17 protein-coding genes are annotated in these 21,060 nt (G+C 55.6%); 10 read left to right on the forward strand and 7 right to left on the reverse strand.

The annotated features are described in order from the left end of the window. Positions 1-149: 149 nt before the first annotated feature. From LOY36_RS14555 to LOY36_RS14565, 3 genes are read right to left on the reverse strand one after another with little or no spacing between them, the layout of a single operon-like run. Complete coding sequence (locus LOY36_RS14555; RefSeq protein ID WP_258668492.1) at positions 150-1,115, reverse strand: HlyD family secretion protein; 966 nt, start codon at positions 1,113-1,115, stop codon at positions 150-152. A gap of 4 nt (positions 1,116-1,119) precedes the next feature. Beyond that, positions 1,120-1,320 carry a DUF1656 domain-containing protein gene (locus LOY36_RS14560; RefSeq protein WP_018926023.1) on the reverse strand — a complete coding sequence of 67 codons (201 nt, stop codon included), beginning with the start codon at positions 1,318-1,320 and terminating at the stop codon, positions 1,120-1,122. Then, positions 1,310-3,457 (reverse strand): FUSC family protein, encoded by a 2,148-nt coding sequence (locus LOY36_RS14565; RefSeq protein ID WP_258668493.1) that lies wholly within the window; start codon positions 3,455-3,457, stop codon positions 1,310-1,312. The genes LOY36_RS14560 and LOY36_RS14565 overlap by 11 nt, the downstream gene beginning before the upstream one ends. 210 nt (positions 3,458-3,667) lie before the next feature. Here LOY36_RS14565 and LOY36_RS14570 point away from each other — a divergent pair, with 210 nt between their 5' ends. Together LOY36_RS14570 and LOY36_RS14575 are read left to right on the forward strand one after the other, a co-directional pair. Further along, a complete protein-coding gene (locus tag LOY36_RS14570) occupies positions 3,668-4,567 on the forward strand; it encodes a bestrophin family protein (RefSeq protein WP_258668494.1) in 900 nt (299 codons plus the stop codon). A 76-nt stretch (positions 4,568-4,643) separates the two neighbouring features. Continuing rightward, positions 4,644-5,699, forward strand: a complete 1,056-nt coding sequence (locus tag LOY36_RS14575; protein ID WP_258668495.1) for a tetratricopeptide repeat protein — start codon at positions 4,644-4,646, stop codon at positions 5,697-5,699. Between the two features lie 84 nt (positions 5,700-5,783). Here LOY36_RS14575 and LOY36_RS14580 read toward each other — a convergent pair whose 3' ends face one another. From LOY36_RS14580 to LOY36_RS14595, 4 genes are all read right to left on the reverse strand, one after another. Beyond that, the gene (locus LOY36_RS14580; protein ID WP_018926027.1) at positions 5,784-6,161 is read right to left on the reverse strand and encodes a response regulator; all 378 of its coding nucleotides are present in this window, start codon (positions 6,159-6,161) and stop codon (positions 5,784-5,786) included. A 44-nt stretch (positions 6,162-6,205) separates the two neighbouring features. Continuing rightward, the gene (locus LOY36_RS14585) at positions 6,206-7,420 is read right to left on the reverse strand and encodes a hybrid sensor histidine kinase/response regulator (protein WP_258668496.1); all 1,215 of its coding nucleotides are present in this window, start codon (positions 7,418-7,420) and stop codon (positions 6,206-6,208) included. A 78-nt stretch (positions 7,421-7,498) separates the two neighbouring features. Further along, complete coding sequence (locus LOY36_RS14590; protein WP_204123700.1) at positions 7,499-8,311, reverse strand: protein-glutamate O-methyltransferase CheR; 813 nt, start codon at positions 8,309-8,311, stop codon at positions 7,499-7,501. Then, entirely contained in the window at positions 8,311-11,802 is a 3,492-nt protein-coding gene (locus tag LOY36_RS14595; RefSeq protein WP_258668497.1) for a response regulator, read from the reverse strand. The genes LOY36_RS14590 and LOY36_RS14595 overlap by 1 nt, the downstream gene beginning before the upstream one ends. Positions 11,803-12,060: 258 nt before the next feature. Between LOY36_RS14595 and LOY36_RS14600 the strand changes: the two genes are divergently transcribed. From LOY36_RS14600 to LOY36_RS14635, 8 genes are all read left to right on the forward strand, one after another. Further along, the gene (locus LOY36_RS14600; protein WP_258668498.1) at positions 12,061-12,426 is read left to right on the forward strand and encodes a response regulator; all 366 of its coding nucleotides are present in this window, start codon (positions 12,061-12,063) and stop codon (positions 12,424-12,426) included. Positions 12,427-12,713: 287 nt separating this feature from the next. After that, on the forward strand, positions 12,714-13,478 hold the full coding sequence (locus LOY36_RS14605) for a hypothetical protein (protein WP_258668499.1): 765 nt from the start codon (positions 12,714-12,716) through the stop codon (positions 13,476-13,478). 137 nt (positions 13,479-13,615) lie between these two features. Beyond that, positions 13,616-14,689 carry a hypothetical protein gene (locus LOY36_RS14610; protein WP_258668500.1) on the forward strand — a complete coding sequence of 358 codons (1,074 nt, stop codon included), beginning with the start codon at positions 13,616-13,618 and terminating at the stop codon, positions 14,687-14,689. Then, entirely contained in the window at positions 14,629-16,536 is a 1,908-nt protein-coding gene (locus tag LOY36_RS14615) for a hypothetical protein (RefSeq protein ID WP_258668501.1), read from the forward strand. Before LOY36_RS14610 ends, LOY36_RS14615 begins: the two co-directional genes overlap by 61 nt. A 146-nt stretch (positions 16,537-16,682) precedes the next feature. Then, complete coding sequence (locus LOY36_RS14620; protein WP_258668502.1) at positions 16,683-17,978, forward strand: glycosyltransferase family 4 protein; 1,296 nt, start codon at positions 16,683-16,685, stop codon at positions 17,976-17,978. A 149-nt stretch (positions 17,979-18,127) separates the two neighbouring features. After that, complete coding sequence (locus tag LOY36_RS14625) at positions 18,128-18,994, forward strand: phosphatidylinositol-specific phospholipase C domain-containing protein (RefSeq protein WP_258668503.1); 867 nt, start codon at positions 18,128-18,130, stop codon at positions 18,992-18,994. Between the two features lie 171 nt (positions 18,995-19,165). Beyond that, entirely contained in the window at positions 19,166-20,047 is an 882-nt protein-coding gene (locus LOY36_RS14630) for a phospholipase (RefSeq protein ID WP_258668504.1), read from the forward strand. Positions 20,048-20,127: 80 nt separating this feature from the next. Further along, positions 20,128-21,033, forward strand: a complete 906-nt coding sequence (locus LOY36_RS14635; RefSeq protein WP_258668505.1) for an AraC family transcriptional regulator — start codon at positions 20,128-20,130, stop codon at positions 21,031-21,033. Positions 21,034-21,060: the final 27 nt, after the last annotated feature.

Raw genomic sequence — 21,060 nt, forward strand, 5'->3', positions numbered from 1 at the left:
CTGTAATTCAACGCATATCCCTGTGGGAGCGAGCCTTTGTGGCGAGGGGGCTTGCCCCCGTTGGGTCGCGAAGCGGCCCCAATCTACGACTGCTGCGCAGCCGAACGGGGGCAAGCCCCCTCGCCACATAAGCCCGTCCCCATATGGGGTTAGTGGGTTGCCTGATTATCCCGGTTTTCCATGACGGTCACCGTGGCCGTGGTCCCGGCGCGCAGGCGGTTTTTGGCGATATAGTCGGCGTCAATCTGAATCCGCACCGGCACCCGTTGTGCCAGTTTGACCCAGGTATAGCTGGGGTTGATGTTGGCCAGCAGGCGACTGCCGGGGGAGTTCTCGCGGTCGGCGATAGCAAAAGCGATGCTTTGTACGGTGCCGCCGAAGGTCTCCCCACTCATCAACTCGATCCTGACCCGATCGCCCTCCTTGATTCGCGGCAGCTTTGTTTCTTCAAAGTAGCCACTGATATAAAACGAATCGCTGTCCACCAGTGCCAACAATGCGCCCCCCGCAGTGGCGTAGTCCCCCTGGCGAGTCAGCAGATTGGTCACGTAACCGCTGACAGGCGCTACGACTCGTGTGCGCTGCAAGTCCAGTTCGGCCTGGGTCAGAGCGGCGATCGCCAGCTGCACGTTGGCATGTGCCAGGCCCAGATTGGCCTGATTGCGCAAGAGTTCCGCCTGCGCCACAGCCACTTCGGTACTGGACTTTTCCCACTCTTCGCCGGAGATCGCGAAGCGCTGTTTAAGGGTTCGACGGCGCTGCTCTTCGCTTTGACGCTGCCGCAGCAGCGCTTCGCTGGAGACAATTGTCGCTTCGGACTGACCCAGCGTGGCTTTGGCAACTTCCACCGCACGCTTGGCATGCTCCACCGCCAGCGTATAGCGAGCCGGGTCGATCTCCAGCAGCAACTGGCCTTTCTCGACACGCTGGTTGTCTTGAACGCTCAGGCTGACGATCCGCCCCGAGACATCGGCGGACAACGTCACCACATCGGCGCGAACCCGTGCATCGCGCGTCCAGGGGGCGCGGGTGTAATGCTCCCAGGCGAACCAGCCGAGGATGACGGCCAGCACCACCACCGCCAGGGTCGCGAGTCGGGCAAGGATCGTCTTCAAGGCATCAGGCTCCCATCATCAGAATCAACGTTGCGCATACGCAGGCATACAACGCGCCTTCGAACAGGGCTTCATGCCAGACAAAACGCAACACCCCCAAGCGGCGCAAGGTCCAGTCCAACAGCAGAAAAATCGGCAAGGCCAGCAACAGGGCCTGGGCGATTGGCGGCAGATAGACGCCACCCACTTCCAGATCAATGGGCAAGGGCCGGCACTCCTTCCACGTTTGTGGGTTGAAAATATTTGCGATGGCGCTCCAGAAACGACACCACGATCAACAACGCCACGCGCATCCTGAATACCGACCACAGGTGTTCATGAACGTCTAGATGCAAGTCGTCCATTTCATCGCCCAAGACATGCAAGCTTCCGAGCAACTGCACAAGGTCAATCCCGGGTCGCCCGGCGATCAATCGCCCTGTCTCTCGGACAGCCGCCAGCAAACGGTTCTTTTGTTCCGTACTTAACAACGTATTGCTTTGCCCCTGCTGCCTGAGCTGGTTCAAAGCCACCCCCAGTGCCATGCACCCGAGGCTGACTTCGAACAGCTCGCGGGAGTGCTTGTCGCTGGTCGCCGGCAATAGTCCCAACATCATGGTCAGGCGATCGACCATACGGCTTTCAAACGCAAATTGCTGCTCGTCGGTGGCCGGCGTCTTCAACAAAGCGTAGACCTGCTCACAGCTTTCATTGAACAGCCGGCGTATCCGTAAATCGGGCCTGAACGGGAAGATCAAGGCGTAAACACTGAGCGCCAGCGCGGCGGCGCTGATATACGCACCGGCAAATTCAAACCACTGAATGGCATTGTTTTGGCCGATTCCTGCGTTTTGCGGTCCCAGCAACAGCATTGTCGTCAGTCCAAGGCCAATGCCTGTGCCAGTGGTTGGCGGACTGGCCAGCCCCACTGCGACCGCGTACAGCAATGGCGCAAACAACAAGGCGAGTAACTCGAAGTCACTGATCATCGGCATCAGCATGAACAGATAGAACGCCGACACCACCAAGGCCAGACCCAGCCCCCTGGCAAAGCTTTGACTGGCCAGCAATGGCCGCGGAAAAGTCGCCATCAGCGAACAGAGAATCCCCACTACAATCATCCCGCCACGGGCCCCATCCCAAGCAGTCTCGATCCAGATCAGCCCCGCCACCAGTAACGCGGTAAATGCCCGGACTGCGTTCATTGCTGCCAACGTGAAGTCCAGATGCAACGGGTTGTCCTGGCCGCGGAATACGCAACTGGCTTCACGTCCTTCCTGGATCGCGTCGCTCAGTTCCAGAATCTGCCCCAGTTGCTCCAACATCCGTGCCTGCTCCCAGCGCAGCGCCCAGGCCAATGAACGCAGCGTGGCAGGCATCGTCTCGGTGAGTTGTTCGGCCTTGTAGGCCTGGTCATCGAAACGCTGTTGCAGCGTCAAAAAATGATGCCGCGCCTCGGTCGACAATGAGCGCCCTTGCACGGCCAGGTCATCGAGAAACGCCAGTTCTTCGCTGCGCAACCGCTGTATCTCTTCCGGCAGCGCACCTTCCCAACGTTCGGTGAGCAATTGCCGCTGGTGACGCAAAGCTGTCAGCCGCGAAGTCAGCAGCACCAATTGATTGCCGAGCAACTGCACCAGGCTATTGGCACTGCGCAACCGTGGCGCATCGAAATACAAATGCCGACGCAGCCCTTCAAGGGCGCTGATCTCGCCCAACAGTTGCATTTGCCGCTTGTGGAAATCGGCCTCGCTTTCCTCGGTTCGAATCACCGCTGCCGCGTGAGTCGCGAGCAGTTTGATCACTTGATCGATCTTGGCGAAGTAACCCTTGGCCACCGCCTCCGGTCGCGCCGTCAGAAGGCTGACCACGCACACGCAGGCCACCGCCAACAATGTTTCTGTCACGCGAGTGACTGCCAGCAGGAACGTGCCCTCCTGATCGGGTTGCGCCAGCAGTGCCACTACCACCGCCGTGTAACCGCTCAAGACAAACGCCTGGGAACTGGTGTAGCGCAACAAGGTGCCGCCGGCGGTACACAGCGCCAACCACAAGGCCAGGGTGATGATGAAAGGCAGCGGCGCCTGGGGAAAAATGGCCATGATCAACACCGCGACTACCGCGCCCAGCGTGGTGCCGATGATCTGGCCGAAACTTCGAGCCAAGGCCATGCCGCCCAATGGCTGACTGACAATAATCACCGCCATGATCGACCACTTGGGCTGGTCGAGGTCGAACACAAAGGCCAGATACAGCGTCAGCAACCCGGCCACGATGGTTCTCAGGGCAAACAGCAGCACCTCGCGTCCGGGGTTGAGAATCGCCTTGAAGTATTGAAGCAGCGGCTGCATGGAAGCGCTCATCGAGTGGTCTCCTGCAAGCGTAGTCATTGCTTCAGGGCCTCGACGGGTTTCAGTGTCGACAAAACCTGTAGGCCGTTTCGCCGATAGTTACGCCTGCACTGATAGAGCCTGTCGATCACTTCGTCAGCCAAAGCGATTGGACAGGATCACCCCATACCCCTAGGCTCAAATCGCTGCGAAAGCATCACTCTCCCTATAAAGCCCCTGCCCATGATTGTGCGTCCCAAGCCGAATCTGCTCGGCATGCTGTTTTCCCTTAAAGGCTCGATTGCCAAGCGCATTGCCTTGCGCAGTCTGTTGGTGACCCTGCTGGCGTCGGTGATCGTGCTGGTGGAGATCTGGCATCCGGCGTATTTCTCCAAGGTCAACGCCACGCCGTTCACCCTGCTGGGTCTTTCTTTGTCGATCTTCATGAGCTTTCGTAACAACGCCTGCTACGACCGCTGGTGGGAGGGCCGCAAGCATCTGGGGCAGTTGATCATCGAAGTGCGCTCGTTGATTCGCCAGACCCAGGGGCTGATGGCGGCGGCCAAACGTGAACTTATGCTGCGTGAACTCTGCGGGTTCGCCCATGGCTTGATCGCCCGCCTGCGCCTTGAGAGCGAGATGAGCGCCATCAAACCGTGGACGCAGGATGCCGTGGACGCGGGGCACCCGAATATCACTGACGCGCTCTTGCAGCGGATCGGCGTCCGGTGTTCGGCCCTCGCCGAGCGCGGCCAGATCAGCGAATGGCGTTATACCCAACTGGAAACACGACTGGTCAGCCTCAGTCAGGTCCAGGCCAGTTGCGAACGCATCAAAAGCACGCCACTGCCCTTCCCTTACACCCTGCTGCTGCACCGCACCATCTACCTGTTCTGCATCCTGTTGCCGTTCGCCATGGCAGAATCTCTTGGCTGGCTGACACCGGTGATTACCGCCATTGTCAGCTACACCTTTTTCGGCCTCGACGAAATCGGTGACGATCTGGAGGACCCGTTCGGTTTCGATGAGAACGATCTGCCGTGCAATGCGATTTTGCGCACGCTGGAGCGCGAAGTGCTGGCAGCGTTGGGGCAAACCGACTTGCCACCGGTCCTTGAGCCCGATGACTACGTGCTGAACTGAGCCAGGGTTTGACTCACAGCCCGGCCTGACCGAAGCTGGTGACTTTGTAAAAGCCTGTCAGCTCCCGGATCCCTGCATGCCTCAGTCCCGCCGCTATCTGCTCATCAGCCTCTGCGCACTGCTTGCCCTCGCCCTCGCCTGGTTTTTTTTGCGCAGCACGACGCCTGTGGTGCCGGAGGCGATTCGACGCGGCTACAGCGAAGCGCTGACCCAGGCACGCACGGGTCAACCGGGGGCGGCGCGGGTTCTTTACCAGCAATTGGGCCGCCCTGACCTGTCCGACAAGCGCCGCGTCTGGCTGCATGCCGAACTGCCCAACTACCCCAGCCCGCAAGCCTTGAAACTGGCGGATGCGGACCTGCAACATCCATCGGCGGATGTACGCATCGCGGCGATCAAAAGCATCAGCGGTTTAGTGCCCAATGGACAGCGAAGTCTGTTGCTCGGCCCCTTGCTCGATGACAGCGACCCAAGTGTTCGGTTTACGGCGGTCAACGCTTTGCTGGGGCTGTCTCCGGATGAGCTGGGGTTGTATTTCGGCCCCCTGGAGCAAGCCATTGACGCTTGGGAACAGGTCCTCAAGCAGCAGCCGGAAAGCGCCGACACCCAGTACCAACTGGCGCGCCTGCATTTGCACAATGCCGAACTGAAGGACGCGCAGCAGGCATTGGAGCGCACGTTGCAACTGGCGCCCGGCAACTTGCCGGCACTGGTGATGCAGATTGACGTGCTGGATCGACTGGGCCAAAGCGATGCCGCCCAGCAATTGTTGGCGAAGCAGTTAAAGGCCCAGCCCGATTCGGCCTATCTGCAACATGCGTTGGGGCTCTGGTTGCTGCATCACGGGCAAAGTGAGTTCGCGTTGCTCGGGCTGTCCAAAGCCGTGGAGCTTGAACCCGACAATAAGGATTACCGCTACGACCTGGCCACCACGTTGCATGGTGAGCAAGAGCTGGAGGCCGCGCAGAAACAGCTGCAGGAAATCGTCCAGCGCCACCCGGCCGATCGCAAGGCGCGCGTGCTGTTGATCAACTATTGGAAGGAAAGCGGACAGTTGCAGAACGTACAGATCCTGTTGGCGCAGCTCGAGCAGCTCAATCCGGATGATCCGGCGCTGCAGCAAGGGCTTTAATCAAGATCAAAAGATCCTCCGAACGCGGCCCGAGCCTTCGGCAGCCCTACAGGGGGGCCGTACGACACAACCGTCGACGCAGCTTCAGGAGAGCATGTCCTGCATGATCTGTTGCAATACATCCAGATCGAATGGCTTGGCCAGGATCGGTGCCTTGCGGGTGATCGGGCTGTCGGTTTCGCGGATTTCCTGCGGGTAACCGCTGATGAAGATCACCTTGAGTTCCGGTCGCAGCTTCACGGCAGGTTCGGCGATTTGTACGCCAGAAATCCCGCCAGGCAGGCGGAAGTCGGTGATCATCATGTCCAGGTTCGGTTTGCTCGCCAGAATCTCAAAGGCCTGCTCACCGTTTTCGGCTTGCAGCACCCGGTAACCTTCACCCGACAAATAAGCGGACAGCACCATCAAAATCGAAGGATCATCTTCGACGATCAGTACCACGTCTTGTGCATCTTCACTCATGGAAAACCTTTGTTCGGTCAATAGCTGCTGATACGACCATGTGGTCAATCAGAGGTTGCGTTCATCGGGCTGTTTTCCTGCAGCGGCAGACAAACGCGAAACAAGGCGCCTTCGCCAATCCGGCTCTCGACGGTAATGGAGCCACCATGGGCGGCGACAATCTGCTGCGAAATAAACAACCCCAGGCCCAGCCCCGCCACGACGGCCCTGGTGGAAACCCGTTCGAACTGCTGAAAAATGCGCTGCTGATTCTCTTCACCGATCCCGATACCGCGATCCTGAACCTCAACCCGCGCTTGCCCGTGGTGATTGTACACGCGAACGTCGATCGCGCTCTTGGCACCATAGCGCAACGCATTAGTCAGCAGATTGCAAATCACTTGTTCGATACGAAACTCGTCCCAGTCGCCCATCACGGGTTGGTCGGCGATCAAGCTGACTGACGCCTGCGCGGCCTCAACCTGCGGTGCGAAGTTCTGCAAAAGATTGTGCACCAGTTGCACCAGGTCAAACCGAGTCGGGCGGATCGACAGCTTGCCGGTGCGGATCCGCGACACATCGAGCATGTCTTCGATCAGGCGGATCAAGCTTTTGATCTGCCGTTCGTCGCGCTCGACCATGGCGTGCATTTTGTCCAGGGTGAACGCCGCGGCGTTATCCCGGGCCAGGTGCATTTTGCGCAACTGGGTTTCGAGGATCAGGCCATTGAGCGGTGTACGGACTTCATGCGCAACGATGGACATGAAGTCATCGCGCATGCGCACCGCCTGCTTCAGTTCTTTCTGGGTGTTCTGCAACTGTTCGAGCAGCGCCCCCTGTTCGCGGCGACTTTGCTCCAGGGCTTCGACCTGCTGCTTCATCGCCTTGCTCTGGCGATACAGATCGACGAAGACATTGACCTTGCTCTTGACCGCGTGGACATCCAGCGGCTTGTGCAGAAAGTCCACCGCTCCGCTTTCGTAGCCCTTGAATGCGTAGTTGAGATCACGGCCAGCGGCACTGACGAACACAATCGGGATGCTTTTGGTTTTTTCCGTGCCGCGCATCAACTCGGCCAACTCAAAGCCGTTCATGCCGGGCATCTGCACATCGAGAATGGCCAGCGCGAATTCGTGCTGCAACAACAGCGACAAGGCTTCATCGGCGGACAAGGCCTTGAAGACGAAGAGGTCCTGCCGCTTGATCAACGCCTCAAGCGCCAGCAGGTTCTCCGGCAGGTCGTCGACGATCAGTAAATTGGTCTGGATGTTACTTAGCATGGGGTTCGTTCCCGCTCGACACACAGACGGCCGAAGCACCGATCACGATAGCTTCTACACAAGGAATACCTGCACGGTTCATGATTTGCGGTAGATCCTTTCTTGTTTGACCAACGGCTCAAACTGATTGCCATAGGCCGAAAAATCCAGGGTTTCCTTACTGCCCAGTGCCAGAAAGCCCCGATGACACAAAGATTCGTGAAACAAGCCGAACGTTCGATCCTGAAGCTTTTTGTTGAAGTAAATCAGCACATTACGACACGAAATTAATTGAGTTTCGGAGAATACGCTATCGGTGGCCAGGCTGTGATCGGCGAACGTTACGTTGTCGCACAGGCTCTTGTCGAAAATCGCGTAGTCATAAGCCGCCGTGTAATAGTCGGCGAACGAACGCTGACCACCGGCCTGCTGATAATTGTGAGTGTAGGCCCGAACATTCTGCAGGGAGAAAATCCCCTGCCTGGCTTTATCCAGCGAGCGCGGGTTGATGTCGGTGGCATAGATGATGGTACGCTCCAGCAGGCCTTCTTCGCGCAGCAGGATCGCCATCGAATAGACCTCTTCGCCGGTACTGCAACCGGCAATCCAGACCTTGATCGACGGCCAGGTCTTGAGCAGCGGCACCACTTCCTGACGCAGCGCCAGGAAGTGCGAAGGGTCGCGAAACATTTCGCTGACCGGAATCGTCAGCAATTGCAGCAGCTGCATGAACGCGGTTGGGTCGTGCAGGACCTTCTCTTGCAGCGCCGAGATGGTATTGCACTCGAATTGGCTCAATGCATGGTTGACCCGACGCTTGATCGACGCGCCGGAGTAATCGCGAAAATCGTAGCTGTATTTGAGGTAGATCGCTTCGATCAACAACCTCAGTTCGATTTCGCTGCGCTCCATTAGAGGCGTTCCATCTTCGGTAACCACACACGAATCAGCGAGAACAGGCGATCCAGGTCGATGGGCTTGGCCAGGTAGTCGTTGGAGCCGGCCTGCAAGCAGCGCTCCTGATCGTCCTTCATCGCCTTGGCCGTCACCGCAATGATCGGCAGCTTGCGCCAGCGCGGATCATTGCGGATTTCCAGAGTGGCTTCGAAACCATCCATTTCCGGCATCATCACGTCCATCAGCACCAGGTCGATGTCCTCGACTTCATTTAATCGCTCAATTGCTTCACGACCGTTACGGCCAATCACCACCACCGCACCCTTCTGCTCCAGCGCACTGGTCAGGGCGAAGATATTGCGTACATCGTCATCCACCAGCAGCACTTTGCGCCCCTCGAACACCTTGTCGCGGCTGCGGGCGGTCTTGAGCATGGTCTGGCGTTCATGGGATAAGCGGGATTCGACCTTGTGCAAGAAGAGTGTCACTTCATCCAGCAACCGCTCGGGCGAACGCGCGCCCTTGATGATGATCGAGCGCGAATACTTGCGCAGCTCGGCCTCTTCGTCCCGGGTCAGGTTGCGTCCGGTATAGACGATCACCGGTGGAAACGAGCAGATATCCTCGCAGGACATGCGTTTGAGCAAGTCGTTGCCAAGCATGTCCGGCAGTTTCAGGTCGATGATCATGCAGTCGAAAATCGTGGTGCGCAGCAAATCGAGTGCATCCTGCGCCAGGCCGACGGCAGTGATTTCGACGTCCTCGTCGCCGATCAATCGGGCGATGCTGTCGCGCTGCAGATCGTCGTCTTCGACCAACAATATGCGTTTGACCTTCTGGGTCAGTTTGGCTTCGAGGCGGGCAAACACCTCCTTGAGCTCCTCGCGCGTAGTCGGTTTAACCGCGTAACCGATGGCGCCCATGTGCATGGCGGCCTCGACACGGTCTTCGACCGAGATCACATGCACGGGAATGTGCCGGGTTTCGGCGTGCTCTTTCAGGCGCTGCAACACCGTCAGCCCGGAATGATCCGGCAGGCGCATGTCGAGCAGGATCGCGTCGGGGATGAATTGCCTGGCCAGGTCGTAGCCTTCATCGGCGCCATAGGCCACCAGGCACTGATAACCCAGTTCATGGGCCAGATCGTAGAGGATGTGCGCAAAGTCCGGCTCATCTTCCACCACCAGGATGCATCGAGTGGCGAACGGCGCCTTGTAGCGATCATCATCGAAACGCGCGATTTCGACCTCGGCAATCAGCGGCACTGGTGCGGTAGCCACGATGGCTTGCGGCATGGTCACCGGCGTGGCTTTCATCGTTTCGACAGGCGTATCGCCCGGTTCGATGTAGTGCTGCGGCAACACCAGGGTGAACACACTGCCCTGCCCCGGCGTGCTGGTCAGGCTGATGGAGCCGCCCAGCAACGTGGCCAGATCACGAGAGATCGACAGGCCCAGGCCGGTACCGCCGTAACGACGGTTAGTGGTGCCGTCGGCCTGACGGAAGGCTTCAAAAATGCTGTCCTGATGATCCGGCGCAATGCCGATCCCGGTATCACGGACGATAAAGGCGATGCCCTCGCCTGGCTGAGCCGCCACGATCAGGCTGACGGTGCCCTTTTCGGTGAATTTCACCGCGTTTGACAACAGGTTCTTGATCACTTGCTCCAGGCGCTGGCGATCGGTGAACAGCATCAGCGGTGCGTCAGCGCGCAATTCGACTTCAAAATCCAGTTTCTTGTCCGCGGCCAACGGCTCGAACATTCCTCGCAGGCCTTCCACCAGGCGCGCAACGCTGGTGTTCTCCGGACGCACCTCAAGCTTGCCGGCCTCAACCTTGGAAATGTCGAGAATGTCGTTGATCAGGTTGAGCAAGTCGTTGCCGGCGGAATAGATCGACTCGGCGAACTTGACCTGCTCGGCGCTGAGGTTTTCCTGCGGGTTTTCCGCCAGCAATTTCGCCAGAATCAACGAACTGTTCAGCGGCGTGCGCAATTCGTGGGACATGTTGGCAAGGAATTCGGATTTGTACTTGCTGGCACGCTGCAATTCTTCGGCGCGGGCCTCGAGCTCAAGCTGGGCCTGATTCAGCTGGCTGTTCTTCAGGTCCATGGCATCGCGTTGCTCGGCCAGGATCTGCGCCTGTTCGGCGAGTTGCTCGTTGGTTTGCTCCAGCTCGATCTGCTGGGTTTCCAGGTGAGCCTGGGACTCCTTGAGAACCCGCGACTGCTCTTCCAGCTCTTCGTTGGCGCTCTTGAGTTCTTCTTGCTGAACCTGCAACTCTTCGTTGAGTTGCTGGGTTTCGGCCAGCACTTCCTGTAAGCGCTGGCGATAGCGCGCCGCTTCGATCGAGGTGCCGATGTTGCCGGCAACCAGTTCGAGCAACTCGATGTCACGATCTGTCAGCGGTCGCAGGAAACCGAGTTCGATCACCCCGTTGACGCGATCGTCATCGCTGGTCGGCACCGCCAGTACACTGCGTGGTAAACCTTCGCCCAGGCCGGAGCTGACTTTGAAGTAGTCGCCTGGCACGTCATCAAGACGAATCAGGCGCGCCTGTTGCGCCACCTGGCCGACAATCCCTTCGCCATTGTAAATCTGCTGCTCAAGCGCTTCCTGTTCCCGGGAGAAACCGTAAGACGCGATGCGCTTCAGGCCACCATGCTCCTCGCGCACATAGATCGCCGCGACGGCGCTGCCCAGGTATTGCGCGCAGAACTGCAGAATGTTGCGCCCCAATAGATTGAGCGATAACTGCCCCAGGACTTGTTCGGCCAGTTCGGTCTGGCCGTTGCGCAACCAGGCCTGCTGCTCCAGACGGCGGGCGCTGGCCTGTTGCGCGGCGAGGTTGACGCTGTAGCTGCGGGACAGGTTGAGAAGATCCCGGCGACCAATATAGGCCAGCAATCCGCTGATACCGGCCACGAACAGCAGATAAAGAGCGATGCTCCAGATTGTGGTGCGCCGCACTTCTTCGTTGCGCGTGGCACGCAACTGCTGCTCCATGTCGATCAGGTCTTCGAATTGCTTGCGGATCTCATCGGTCAACCGTTTGCCGCGACCGACCTTGACGACGCTGCGGTAATCACCGCCTGCATGCTGCAAATCGATCAACGATTGCGCGAAATTGGCCCACTCCGTCTGCAAGGCCTGGAGCCGGTGCAGACGGTCGGTCTGCACCGGATTGTCCGCGGTCAGTTCGAGCAAGGTATTGAGGGCGACCGCTATTCTTGGCTTTGCCGTCTCATAGGGCTCGAGAAAATGCTCGTCGCCACTGAGCAGGAAACCGCGCATGCCGGTTTCCAGATCGACGGTCAGTTTTACCGCTTCATTGACATTATTGATCACCCGGTCCGAGTGCTGGACCCACTGGATCACCGACAGCAGATAAGTGATCAGCAAGACAAAGAACACCGCGCTGATAACACCGACACCCAACGGCAGGCTGACGTTGCGGCTCAGGAGTTTACGGAATCGTTGCTCATCAACCGCAGGCGCAGAGGTCATGGGAAGCCTTGTCGAACTGTTGAAAGCCATCGAGTCTGCCCCAAATCGGCCGAGGGGATCCATTTTTCTGACACGTTTTTCGGCAATATCCTGCATTTCACTGCTCCGGCGCAAAGGAGCGGTTATTCTTCGCGGCTCTTGTGCGGCTATTGTTCTTTGTAACGCCTCGGGAACTTGTCGTGATCTGTCACTTACTCATGCAAGAGCCCGGCGATTTCGATCGACGCTATCGCAAATCCAACCTTTGAGAGCCGCACTATGTCCACCAAAACATCCACCATCCTGGTCGTCGAAGACGATGCCATCGTGCGCACGCTGATCGTCGATGTGCTGGAGGAACTGGAATACCGGGTACTTGAGGCCGATGGCTGCGAAGAGGCGCTGGATTTCATCAACGATGAGGACCAGCACATCGACTTGCTGATGACCGATGTGGGGCTGCCGATCATGGACGGACGTGAATTGGCCAAGCAGGCGCGCATGCTGCGCCCCGAGCTGCCGATTCTGTTCGCCAGCGGCTATGCCGAAAGCATTGAGGTGCCTGACGACATGCATGTGATCGGCAAGCCATTCTCGATTGATCAACTGCGGGATAAGGTCAAAGGCATACTCCCTGCCAGCTAAACCAGGCATCAACCTAGGCACCGAACTTGAAAAAGTGAGGTGCTATTTGATACAGCATTGGCTCCCTGCCATAAAAATTCCAAACATTCGTTACACCATGAAAACGTTGTTAAGCGCCTTATCCTAGAGGCCGCGTCCGCCTTGCTTTTACTCTAAACCAAACGAACCTTTAGTTATTTTTTCTGGCATGGTGAAATAACACCTCACACAACTCTAGTTGCCACTTAACCATAACCAAAAGAGGATGCCGACTCATTTAAACCAACTTTAAATAAACGGATTTATTTATGAGCAGCACGAGCATGTCGGCACATTCCGAGCGTCGTTTGTCTAAACCTTTTCAAGCCACCTATGATATTGAAAAAATCGCAGAGAGTGACAACATTGAAAAACAGAAAGTTATCACAATCCTAAAAAGCAAGATTGCGGACATGAAAGACGATCCGAAAGTCGACTGGAGCAATTCATTTTTCTCGATCACAAAAGGCTCTTCGTTCGAACAGGCACTACAACCAGGCGCTGTGATGCTGCAAGGTTTGATTGAAACGGAAGCGTTTACTAACTTTCTAATCAGAAGCAAGCTGACGATGCCCGCGGGCACCAATGTATACGTAAGCAGCGATGGCCAAATTGGCGCAACAATCAAAAATACCAAGTACACTTTTACCATCGCGGTAAAGCGAAGCCCAGAGCTTAGCGAAGATTTCAACACCCTCATTGAAATTGCAACAACGATGGGCGGGATGGTTTTTACAACGGAGGACGTCAACGTAAAACAATGGTTGACCTTTCATGAGTATGATGCACCGGAAAATCTGACAGGTATAAAAAACCTGATCAAGCATCTGGAATTTGCCTACCGCCCTTCCCCTGCATTGGGTAACTACTGGGAAGCCATCTCAGGCAGTGAGGACAAGGCTTTGGTGTTGTCGGCGGATGACAGGCAAACAATTCGTACCTTGACCGCTCAGCACATCGGGGACGGGGAAAGCTGCTGGTGGACCTGTGTAGTATTGCATTGGGAAACCGTTCGAAAACAGCAAACCGATTGAATTGCCGCGAACTGCTGCACGAATTGGGTATACACCCCTATTTCAAAAGCTGGTCCGAAAGTTATTTAAAAGCGCTTGACTGGTACGGATCCAAATCAGGTGAATCCGTCTCTGAGTTGAACCTCGAGCAGGTACTCATGACTGCAATTATTCTCGACATTTACCCGGACGCGGGAGGCGACGAGCGTCGAAATCACATCGCGGGTTACAACCTTTATACGCCTGAAAACATAGAGAAATCAGTTCCAGAGGTTTTCACTGAACTGGAACGGCATCTTGAGAATGAGCATGACATTACTTCTGACACCAGTACGCTCGCCGCCTACTTGTTGCTGGCAGGCAGGGCACCCGAATTTCTGGTAAGAAATCTGCCCGAATCATTGCGACTGGGCACCCCCGAATGGATTACGTTCTGTCGGGGTGTTGCCATAGCAGAAGCCAATGCTTGCGGTTCCGTGCTTTCCATGACGTTTGCAAACGTCATGCAACTTGAAGCGATTGAGCCAGTCAACAAGGAGCTGGAAATTCTGCACAGCGTGCTGTCAGTCGACCCGATTATTGACTGGGCGCTGCTGAACAACGTGATTACTCTTGAGCAGGTGATCAGTGACTATAAAGGTTCTGGTGATCGTGCCATTGAGGCTTATCAGACGTTTGCGGATGTCTATTCGCAAGCAGTCGCCACGTTGTCGACCCCTCTGCCCAGCCGAAAAGCGATTTCCCGGGAGATACTTGAGCATATCGTGCCGGACTGCGATTTCATCGACGAAAAAATACTGTTCGAGAAACAACGGTCTAGTGACGAGTTCAACAATTTCGAGCCGTTAGCCATGTCCATGGTAGAGCTCAACATGTCCAATCATCTGGGGACACTGAACTGGGATTTGAAAAAAAGCACTAGTCTCTACCAGAGATTTCCGCACCTTGTGCCTAATCTGGTCTCTACGGAGGGGGTTTTCAAACGTCGTTTTGACCAGGCTTATGCACCATTGGAAAAAGCGATGGCCAGTATTGTCAATCTGGCTTTGTCGGCGTTACCGCCGGCTGACCGGGTTCGTTTGCTGTGCGGTGAAGTCACTTTCTTCACTATCCGCCCCTCGGTTGCCATCATCCAGATCCCCCCTCGGTTGTCATCATCCAGCCTCCCGATTTGTTTCCTCAGGAAAAACAGAAAGCCAAAGATGAAGCCACGGGGCGCTATGGCGTCGTGATGTGCTCGAAATATGAAGGCCGGTTGTATTGTTATGAACTGTTCACCTTGCACGGTGAATGCAGGGAGAACCCTCAACTGGCAGCACTTGTGCAAAAAGAAGGTCTGCTGGCACAACCTGCGAGACTGGACTTTACCGATCACATCAACAGTTTGAGCAAAGCTGCAAAAATCCATAATTTGCCAACTGATATAGAGAGCTATACCCACGGAGTTCCCCCAGGCAACACGCAGTCAAGTCATGGGGTGATTGAAAAACTGGGGTCATTGAACACATCGGTAAAAACAGGACGCACTATTGAGCCTGGTTATTATGAGAGCTATCAAAGCGAAGAATTCAGTACCCTGACTAATTTCATTTTGAAGCATCGCCCCCTCTGGACGTACGACGAACTGATAGAAGACGCGCGGGGCCTAACAGAACTGGAGCAAAGGTACTCAAAGGAAGAACAACAATTCGAGACATTCATTAATATTATTGTGCCTTTTAAATCCTGCATCGAAGACTTCTTCTCCGATGATCCGGACCGTAACAGGGGCAGCACGCTGTTCTGCACGCTTGAACTTGCGATGACCGTTTTGCTGGTTGTTGGCGTCGCTGCAAAAGCCGCTAGCGTCGCGGCAAAGGCCGTTTCCACCGCCTCGAAGACCAGAGCGCTAGCCAAGTTGGGCCTAGGGTTTCTCCATTCTGTGTTCAACCCGCTGGACGGTACGCCAGAGCTGATCCTGGGCGTCGGAAAGTATTTAAAGAAAGGTGTATTGGGTATCAGCCGGGCTGGTTTGAACTCTTTGGAAAGTGCAACCCATCAACTTCGAAGACTGTCCGGCAGCGCTGACGCTTATGACTTGATCAAAGCGGCGCAACGACCTGATATCGGACAAGGAACCTGGCGTCCGCTGGGTAGCTCTGGAGATTCTTTCATCGTGTCGGCGGTTCGCATGCAGGATGACTGGTACGCTCTCAACCGGCTGGGGCTGCCGTGGGGAAAGAAACTCAAAAATTTCGACTTGAGTTTCAAATCCTACGCTCGCAAGAAACTCCTGCCGGATAGCTTCGTCTCTGCCTATGTCAAAAGAAGCTTACCGATCGCCCAGACAAAAATTGACACCGCACTGCATCAACTGATGGCAAACAGTGCTGATTTCGACGTAAAAGCAATAATAAAATATTTCTTCGGCAATAGTTCCACTGAGACTGTTGAGCACCTGACCGAAGCATTACACAGAATGAAAAAAGACCTCAATCACATCTCCCTGAACAACATAGAGATTGTAAAAAAGCCTTCGGACGGCGCGCTGGCTGCAATCTTTCCCGATGCCTTCGCGCGATGGAAAGCAGCGAATTACCCCGCTGACTCGGTTGACAGTCGATTCATGAAGATTTACTCGGACAATATGACTGACTTTTTCCAAAAGGAAAGATTCGACAGAGGGCGGATCGCTGATGGCGTGGTGCATGAGATGTCTCATGGCTCACAACGTACGATTGACCTGATGTATGCCAACCCGGATCCCGCATTTGGCAAGGCAGGCGATGTCGATGTGACTCAGTTGATGAACCTGGCGAAGCATCCGAATGGACTTGACCCTCGCACATTGCGCGATGCCAGTAAAGAGGGGTTCCTTGAGTTTATCCAGCTTAAAAAAGACTTGCCCAAGGTCGTTGCCGAGTCTCCTGCCCTCCTGAACGCCGACTCTTACGCCCTGGCTATTGGCTTGTTGAATCAACGATCGGCCAATTACCCGCGCTTTCTCGAAAACCTGGGCCGGATGAGGAGCAAGTTCGAGACAGCAACTGGTAAGCACATCACGGAGGCTGTGATCATTAATCTGTCTACACTCGCCTAGACGCCTGGGGCAGAAAAACGCTGTCAACGGGGTCGCTGACCTCCCGTAGACTCAAGTAAACGGCCGCAAACTCACAGGAATCGCCTCCTGTGGTTTAATTGCGGCCTTTTCTTCGTCCCTCCTCGCCTACACCAAGGAACACTGTCATGAGTCAGCCCAACGCAACCAAAGTCCTGGTCATTGGTTACGTCTGGCCCGAGCCCCGTTCTTCAGCGGCCAGTGGGCACGTCATGCAAATCCTTGAGACATTCTTGCAGCAAGGCTGGGACGTCACCTTCAGTAGCCCGGCCGGCACCGGTGAACATCGGGCTGATCTGACGGCGTTGGGCATTCGTGAAATTCCGATTGAATTGAACAACAGCAGTTTCGACGACTTCGTCAGCGAACTTGCTCCGGACATCGTGCTGTTCGATCAGTTCATGATGGAGGAGCAGTTTGGCTGGCGGGTCGAAAAATACTGTCCCGATGCCCTGCGTGTCCTTGAGACATCGGATCTGCAAAGCTTGCGGCACGCCCGGCATCAGCGCCTCAAGGATCGCTTGAAGGCCAATGACGACAACAATGATTTCAGCGACTTGTTCGCGCCGGCGTTGCGCGAGGAATTCGAACTGATGGCTGATACCGATCTCGCCAAACGGGAGATTGCTGCACTGTACCGTTGCGACTTGAACCTGATGATCTCTGAAGTGGAGATCGAATTGCTGGTCGAGCAGTTCAAGCTGCCGCGCAACTTGGTGCACTGGTGTCCGCTGATGGTCGAACCTGAGGGCGTGCCGCCGACAGCCTTTGACGATCGAGCGCACTTTCTCAGCATTGGCAATTTTCGACATGCGCCGAACTGGGATGCGGTGCTCTGGATGAAAACAGCCATCTGGCCGTTGATCCGCGAGCAACTGCCCACGGCTCAGTTGCATATCTACGGTGCTTACACGCCCCCCAAAGCTACCGCGCTGCACAACCCGGCCCAGGGTTTTCATGTCATGAACTGGGCAGAAGATGCTTTGCAAGTGATGTCGGCGGCACGCATTTGTCTGGCGCCTCTACGCTTCGGTGCCGGTATCAAAGGCAAGATTGTCGACGCCATGTTATGTGGCACCCCCACGGTGACGACGCCCATCGGCGCCGAAGCCATGCATGGCAATCATCCCTGGCCTGGGGCCGTGGCCCGCACGGCACGGGAAGTGGCTGACTGTGCCGTGCGCCTGTACAAGGATGAAGCGCTTTGGACGCAGGCCCAACTCCACGGGCAGAGGTTGCTGGCCGATCGATATAAAACGTCGGAACATGGCCCGGCGTTGATCAAGAAGTTGTTGTACTGCCAACAGCACTTGCCTCAACTTAGATGCGATAATTTTACCGGTAGCATGCTGCGTCATCACCACCATAAAAGTACGCAATACATGGCGCAATGGATTGAGGCGAAAAACCGAAACCCTGCTTAATTAACGCACAACTAAATACACACATCTTGCATTATCGCGACGATTGATCACTCCTCTCTTTCCCTTTATAAATTATTGACCGAAGTGGGTAACAGTCACTCACTTCGGCCAGCCAATAACACCTATCAAACTATGCAAGGAAGCATTAAATGGACAACATTGTTCAAAACAACTATGCACTTAGAAACTGGATGGGCGCCACGCCGGCGATTGATACACTGTCGCTCAATGAGTTGACACTGCCAGGCACCCATAACGCCGGCAGCGACTGGAAAACCTCCTGGCCGCTGATCCCGGGCGCCCATTGGCTGGCCTGTCAGCACGAATCGTTTTACTCGCAACTGTGCCACGGCTCCCGAGTGCTTGACATCCGTTTGACGTATGACGCCAGTGCGCCGGGGCTTGGCAAGTTCTGCATTCATCACAACGGCTACCGTAACGGCCGCACGCTTGGACACCTTGTCAGAGACGTAGAAGCATTTCTGCAAGAAAATTCCAATGAATTCATCATCCTGGACTTTCATGAATTGAGTGGGGATGACTTTGATTACGCTTACTTCAATAAGATGATGGTCCACTTTCTTGGGCGCCGCTTGATTCCCAACCAAGATCGCTCGTTGAGCCTCGGCCAACTCAAACGCCTCAGCGACAGCCAACGCGTTGTGGTTGCTGTGCCTTGGCACTGGGCAATTGACAAGAGCGTGTTCATTCAGCAAATCGAGCACAAATGGTCTGGCAACGGCATCACCAGTGCCGCAGAGTTGGAACAGCACATTATAAAAGTGCTGAAATATCCGCCAGGCACATGGGCACCATGGTCCCTGTCCGCGACCAGTTATAGCGCTCTCGGTGGTCCGGTAGATATTCACGATGAGCTTAATTCGTGGTTTGACCCGAATAAAAGCGACTGGGCAACACGTTGCAACATTATCAACGTCGACTTCATTGAAGAAAGCAACATCGTTTCATATTGCCTGACCGCGAACCTGAGTAAAGCGGCCAAGCAAGCGCGCTAGCTATTTCTTGTGCAAGTATTTCCGTGACTGGCAATGCCGTCGTGCACTTCTATGCTGGGTCATGAAAGCCTTTCTACGCAGGCGAGTAATAGGGGTATGGCACGCAGCCATATCCCACACATGAATTTCGTCGCCGCCATGGAGGAGACGATTCAACGACAAGGAACTGTCATGACCCACAACACAGCCATCACGCTGGATAAACAAACGTGGATGAGCACTGCCCTCGACATCAATCGTATAAAACTGACTGATGTTATCTGGCCCGGCGCCCATAACGCCGGCATGGATAAACAGGCGCCTAATTATGAAGTGGTCGTCGGCAACTGGACGACGTGTCAAAACGGTTCATTTGCATGGCAACTGTCCAATGGCGCACGGGCATTCGATATCCGCTTGGGCTACACCGAGGGTGCTGATCAGTCGATCTTCTATTTCCATCACAATGGATATCAGTCACATCGAGTTCTCGATGAACTCATCAGCGCAGTTTCATCTTTCCTCGACCGAAATCCGGATGAATTTGTGGTTTTGGACTTTCATCAGCTAGGGGACGGTAACAATCGCTTCGACTATCAGAAACTCAATGAGCTTCTGGTCAGCCAACTCGGACAGCGAGTAATACCGCCTGACAACTCCACAAAAACGATCGGCGAGCTCAAGCGGATCAGTGCTCGCCGCAGGGTGATATTAGCGGCGCCTGCACGGCGGGAACTGGATGAGAATTATTTCTGGCCGCGCATTGCACACAAGTGGATCAACAGGCGGTTTACCGACACCGAGGATTTGAAAACCCATATTTCCAGCACACTCAAAGACGCGCCTTACGAAACATTTTTATGGTCGTTATCGGCCACCAGCTATGCGTTTCTGGGAGGGCCTCAAGACATCAAAAACCACATCAATGACTGGTTCAATCCCACCCGGGACTGGGTGACGCGCTGCAGCATCATCAATACCGACTTTTTCGACGAATCCGAAATCGTTCGTTACTGCTGGAGTGCCACCAGCATGAAAGCGGTATACGGTGATGCCTTGCATGCCCCCGCCTGAGCACAGTTGCGTTGCAAGCTGGCCTTAGGCGTCCCGAAAGAGGCATGATCAAGGGGCGATAACAATAAAAGTGTCCTGACATGAGCCGACCAGCCAGAGTTACCGATCCCTCCTACGAATTGATGGACGACCACAACGGGTTGTCCATCATCTATCGCCAGCACGGATTCCCCTGCCCCCTGGTGCGCTGGCATTTCCACAAGGAATACGAACTGCACCTGATCATCGCCAGCTCCGGCAAGGTGTTCATCGGTGACTACATCGGCAACTTTTACCCGGAAACACTGTTCCTGACCGGCCCCAACCTGCCCCACAACTGGATCAGCCAGGTGGCCGAAGACGAAGTGGTTCCCGAGCGCGACATGCTGGTCAATTTCACTGACGAGCTGTTTGAAAGCGGCCATCAGGTGTTCGCCGAACTCAAGACAATTGCGCCCTTGCTGGAGCGCGCGCAGTACGGCATCGAGTTTCGCTGCAAGCGCACCATCCGCCAGGCCATTACCTTGATGCAGCGCATCGCCGACACCCAGGGCATGACCCGGCTCGGGCACTTTTTCATTCTGCTGGAGTTGCTGGCGGCGTCCGATGACTATCAGTTGCTGTCGGGGGCCACAACGCCGCAATTGGCCGATGAACACAATATCGACCGTACCAACCGTGCGGTGGATTACATCTTTGCCCATTACGCCCGGGATTTGACGCTGGAAGAAGTCGCCGAGCACTTGGGTCTGACGCCGACCTACTTCAGTCGGGTATTCAAGCAGGCCACCGGGCGCTGTTTCATTGAGTTCGTCAATCGCCTGCGCATCAGCAAATCCTGCGAGTTGCTGGCCGACGGCGACAAACCGGTGACCGATGTGTGTTTCGAGTCGGGCTTCAACAATATTTCCAACTTCAACCGGCGTTTCCAGCAGCTCAAGGGTATGACGCCGACGCATTATCGGCGGTTGGTGGTTCAGCGGTTGACCGAGCAAAACCATAGCTGAGACCGAAAAAACCTGTACTCAATTCAA

Origin of the sequence: Pseudomonas sp. B21-019 (assembly GCF_024749225.1) — a bacterium.
In the GTDB taxonomy this organism is placed as follows: Bacteria; Pseudomonadota; Gammaproteobacteria; order Pseudomonadales; family Pseudomonadaceae; genus Aquipseudomonas.

Bases quoted from the DNA above. Each gene is read 5' to 3' on its own strand.
- LOY36_RS14590 (WP_204123700.1), bottom strand. From the start codon at position 8,311: ATGGAGCGCAGCGAAATCGAACTGAGGTTGTTGATCGAAGCGATCTAC.
- LOY36_RS14625 (WP_258668503.1), top strand. From the start codon at position 18,128: ATGGACAACATTGTTCAAAACAACTATGCACTTAGAAACTGGATGGGC.
- LOY36_RS14635 (WP_258668505.1), top strand. From the start codon at position 20,128: ATGAGCCGACCAGCCAGAGTTACCGATCCCTCCTACGAATTGATGGAC.
- LOY36_RS14580 (WP_018926027.1), bottom strand. From the start codon at position 6,161: ATGAGTGAAGATGCACAAGACGTGGTACTGATCGTCGAAGATGATCCT.
- LOY36_RS14630 (WP_258668504.1), top strand. From the start codon at position 19,166: ATGACCCACAACACAGCCATCACGCTGGATAAACAAACGTGGATGAGC.
- LOY36_RS14605 (WP_258668499.1), top strand. From the start codon at position 12,714: ATGAGCAGCACGAGCATGTCGGCACATTCCGAGCGTCGTTTGTCTAAA.
- LOY36_RS14585 (WP_258668496.1), bottom strand. From the start codon at position 7,420: ATGCTAAGTAACATCCAGACCAATTTACTGATCGTCGACGACCTGCCG.
- LOY36_RS14595 (WP_258668497.1), bottom strand. From the start codon at position 11,802: ATGACCTCTGCGCCTGCGGTTGATGAGCAACGATTCCGTAAACTCCTG.
- LOY36_RS14600 (WP_258668498.1), top strand. From the start codon at position 12,061: ATGTCCACCAAAACATCCACCATCCTGGTCGTCGAAGACGATGCCATC.
- LOY36_RS14620 (WP_258668502.1), top strand. From the start codon at position 16,683: ATGAGTCAGCCCAACGCAACCAAAGTCCTGGTCATTGGTTACGTCTGG.
- LOY36_RS14610 (WP_258668500.1), top strand. From the start codon at position 13,616: ATGACTGCAATTATTCTCGACATTTACCCGGACGCGGGAGGCGACGAG.
- LOY36_RS14570 (WP_258668494.1), top strand. From the start codon at position 3,668: ATGATTGTGCGTCCCAAGCCGAATCTGCTCGGCATGCTGTTTTCCCTT.
- LOY36_RS14575 (WP_258668495.1), top strand. From the start codon at position 4,644: ATGCCTCAGTCCCGCCGCTATCTGCTCATCAGCCTCTGCGCACTGCTT.
- LOY36_RS14565 (WP_258668493.1), bottom strand. From the start codon at position 3,457: ATGAGCGCTTCCATGCAGCCGCTGCTTCAATACTTCAAGGCGATTCTC.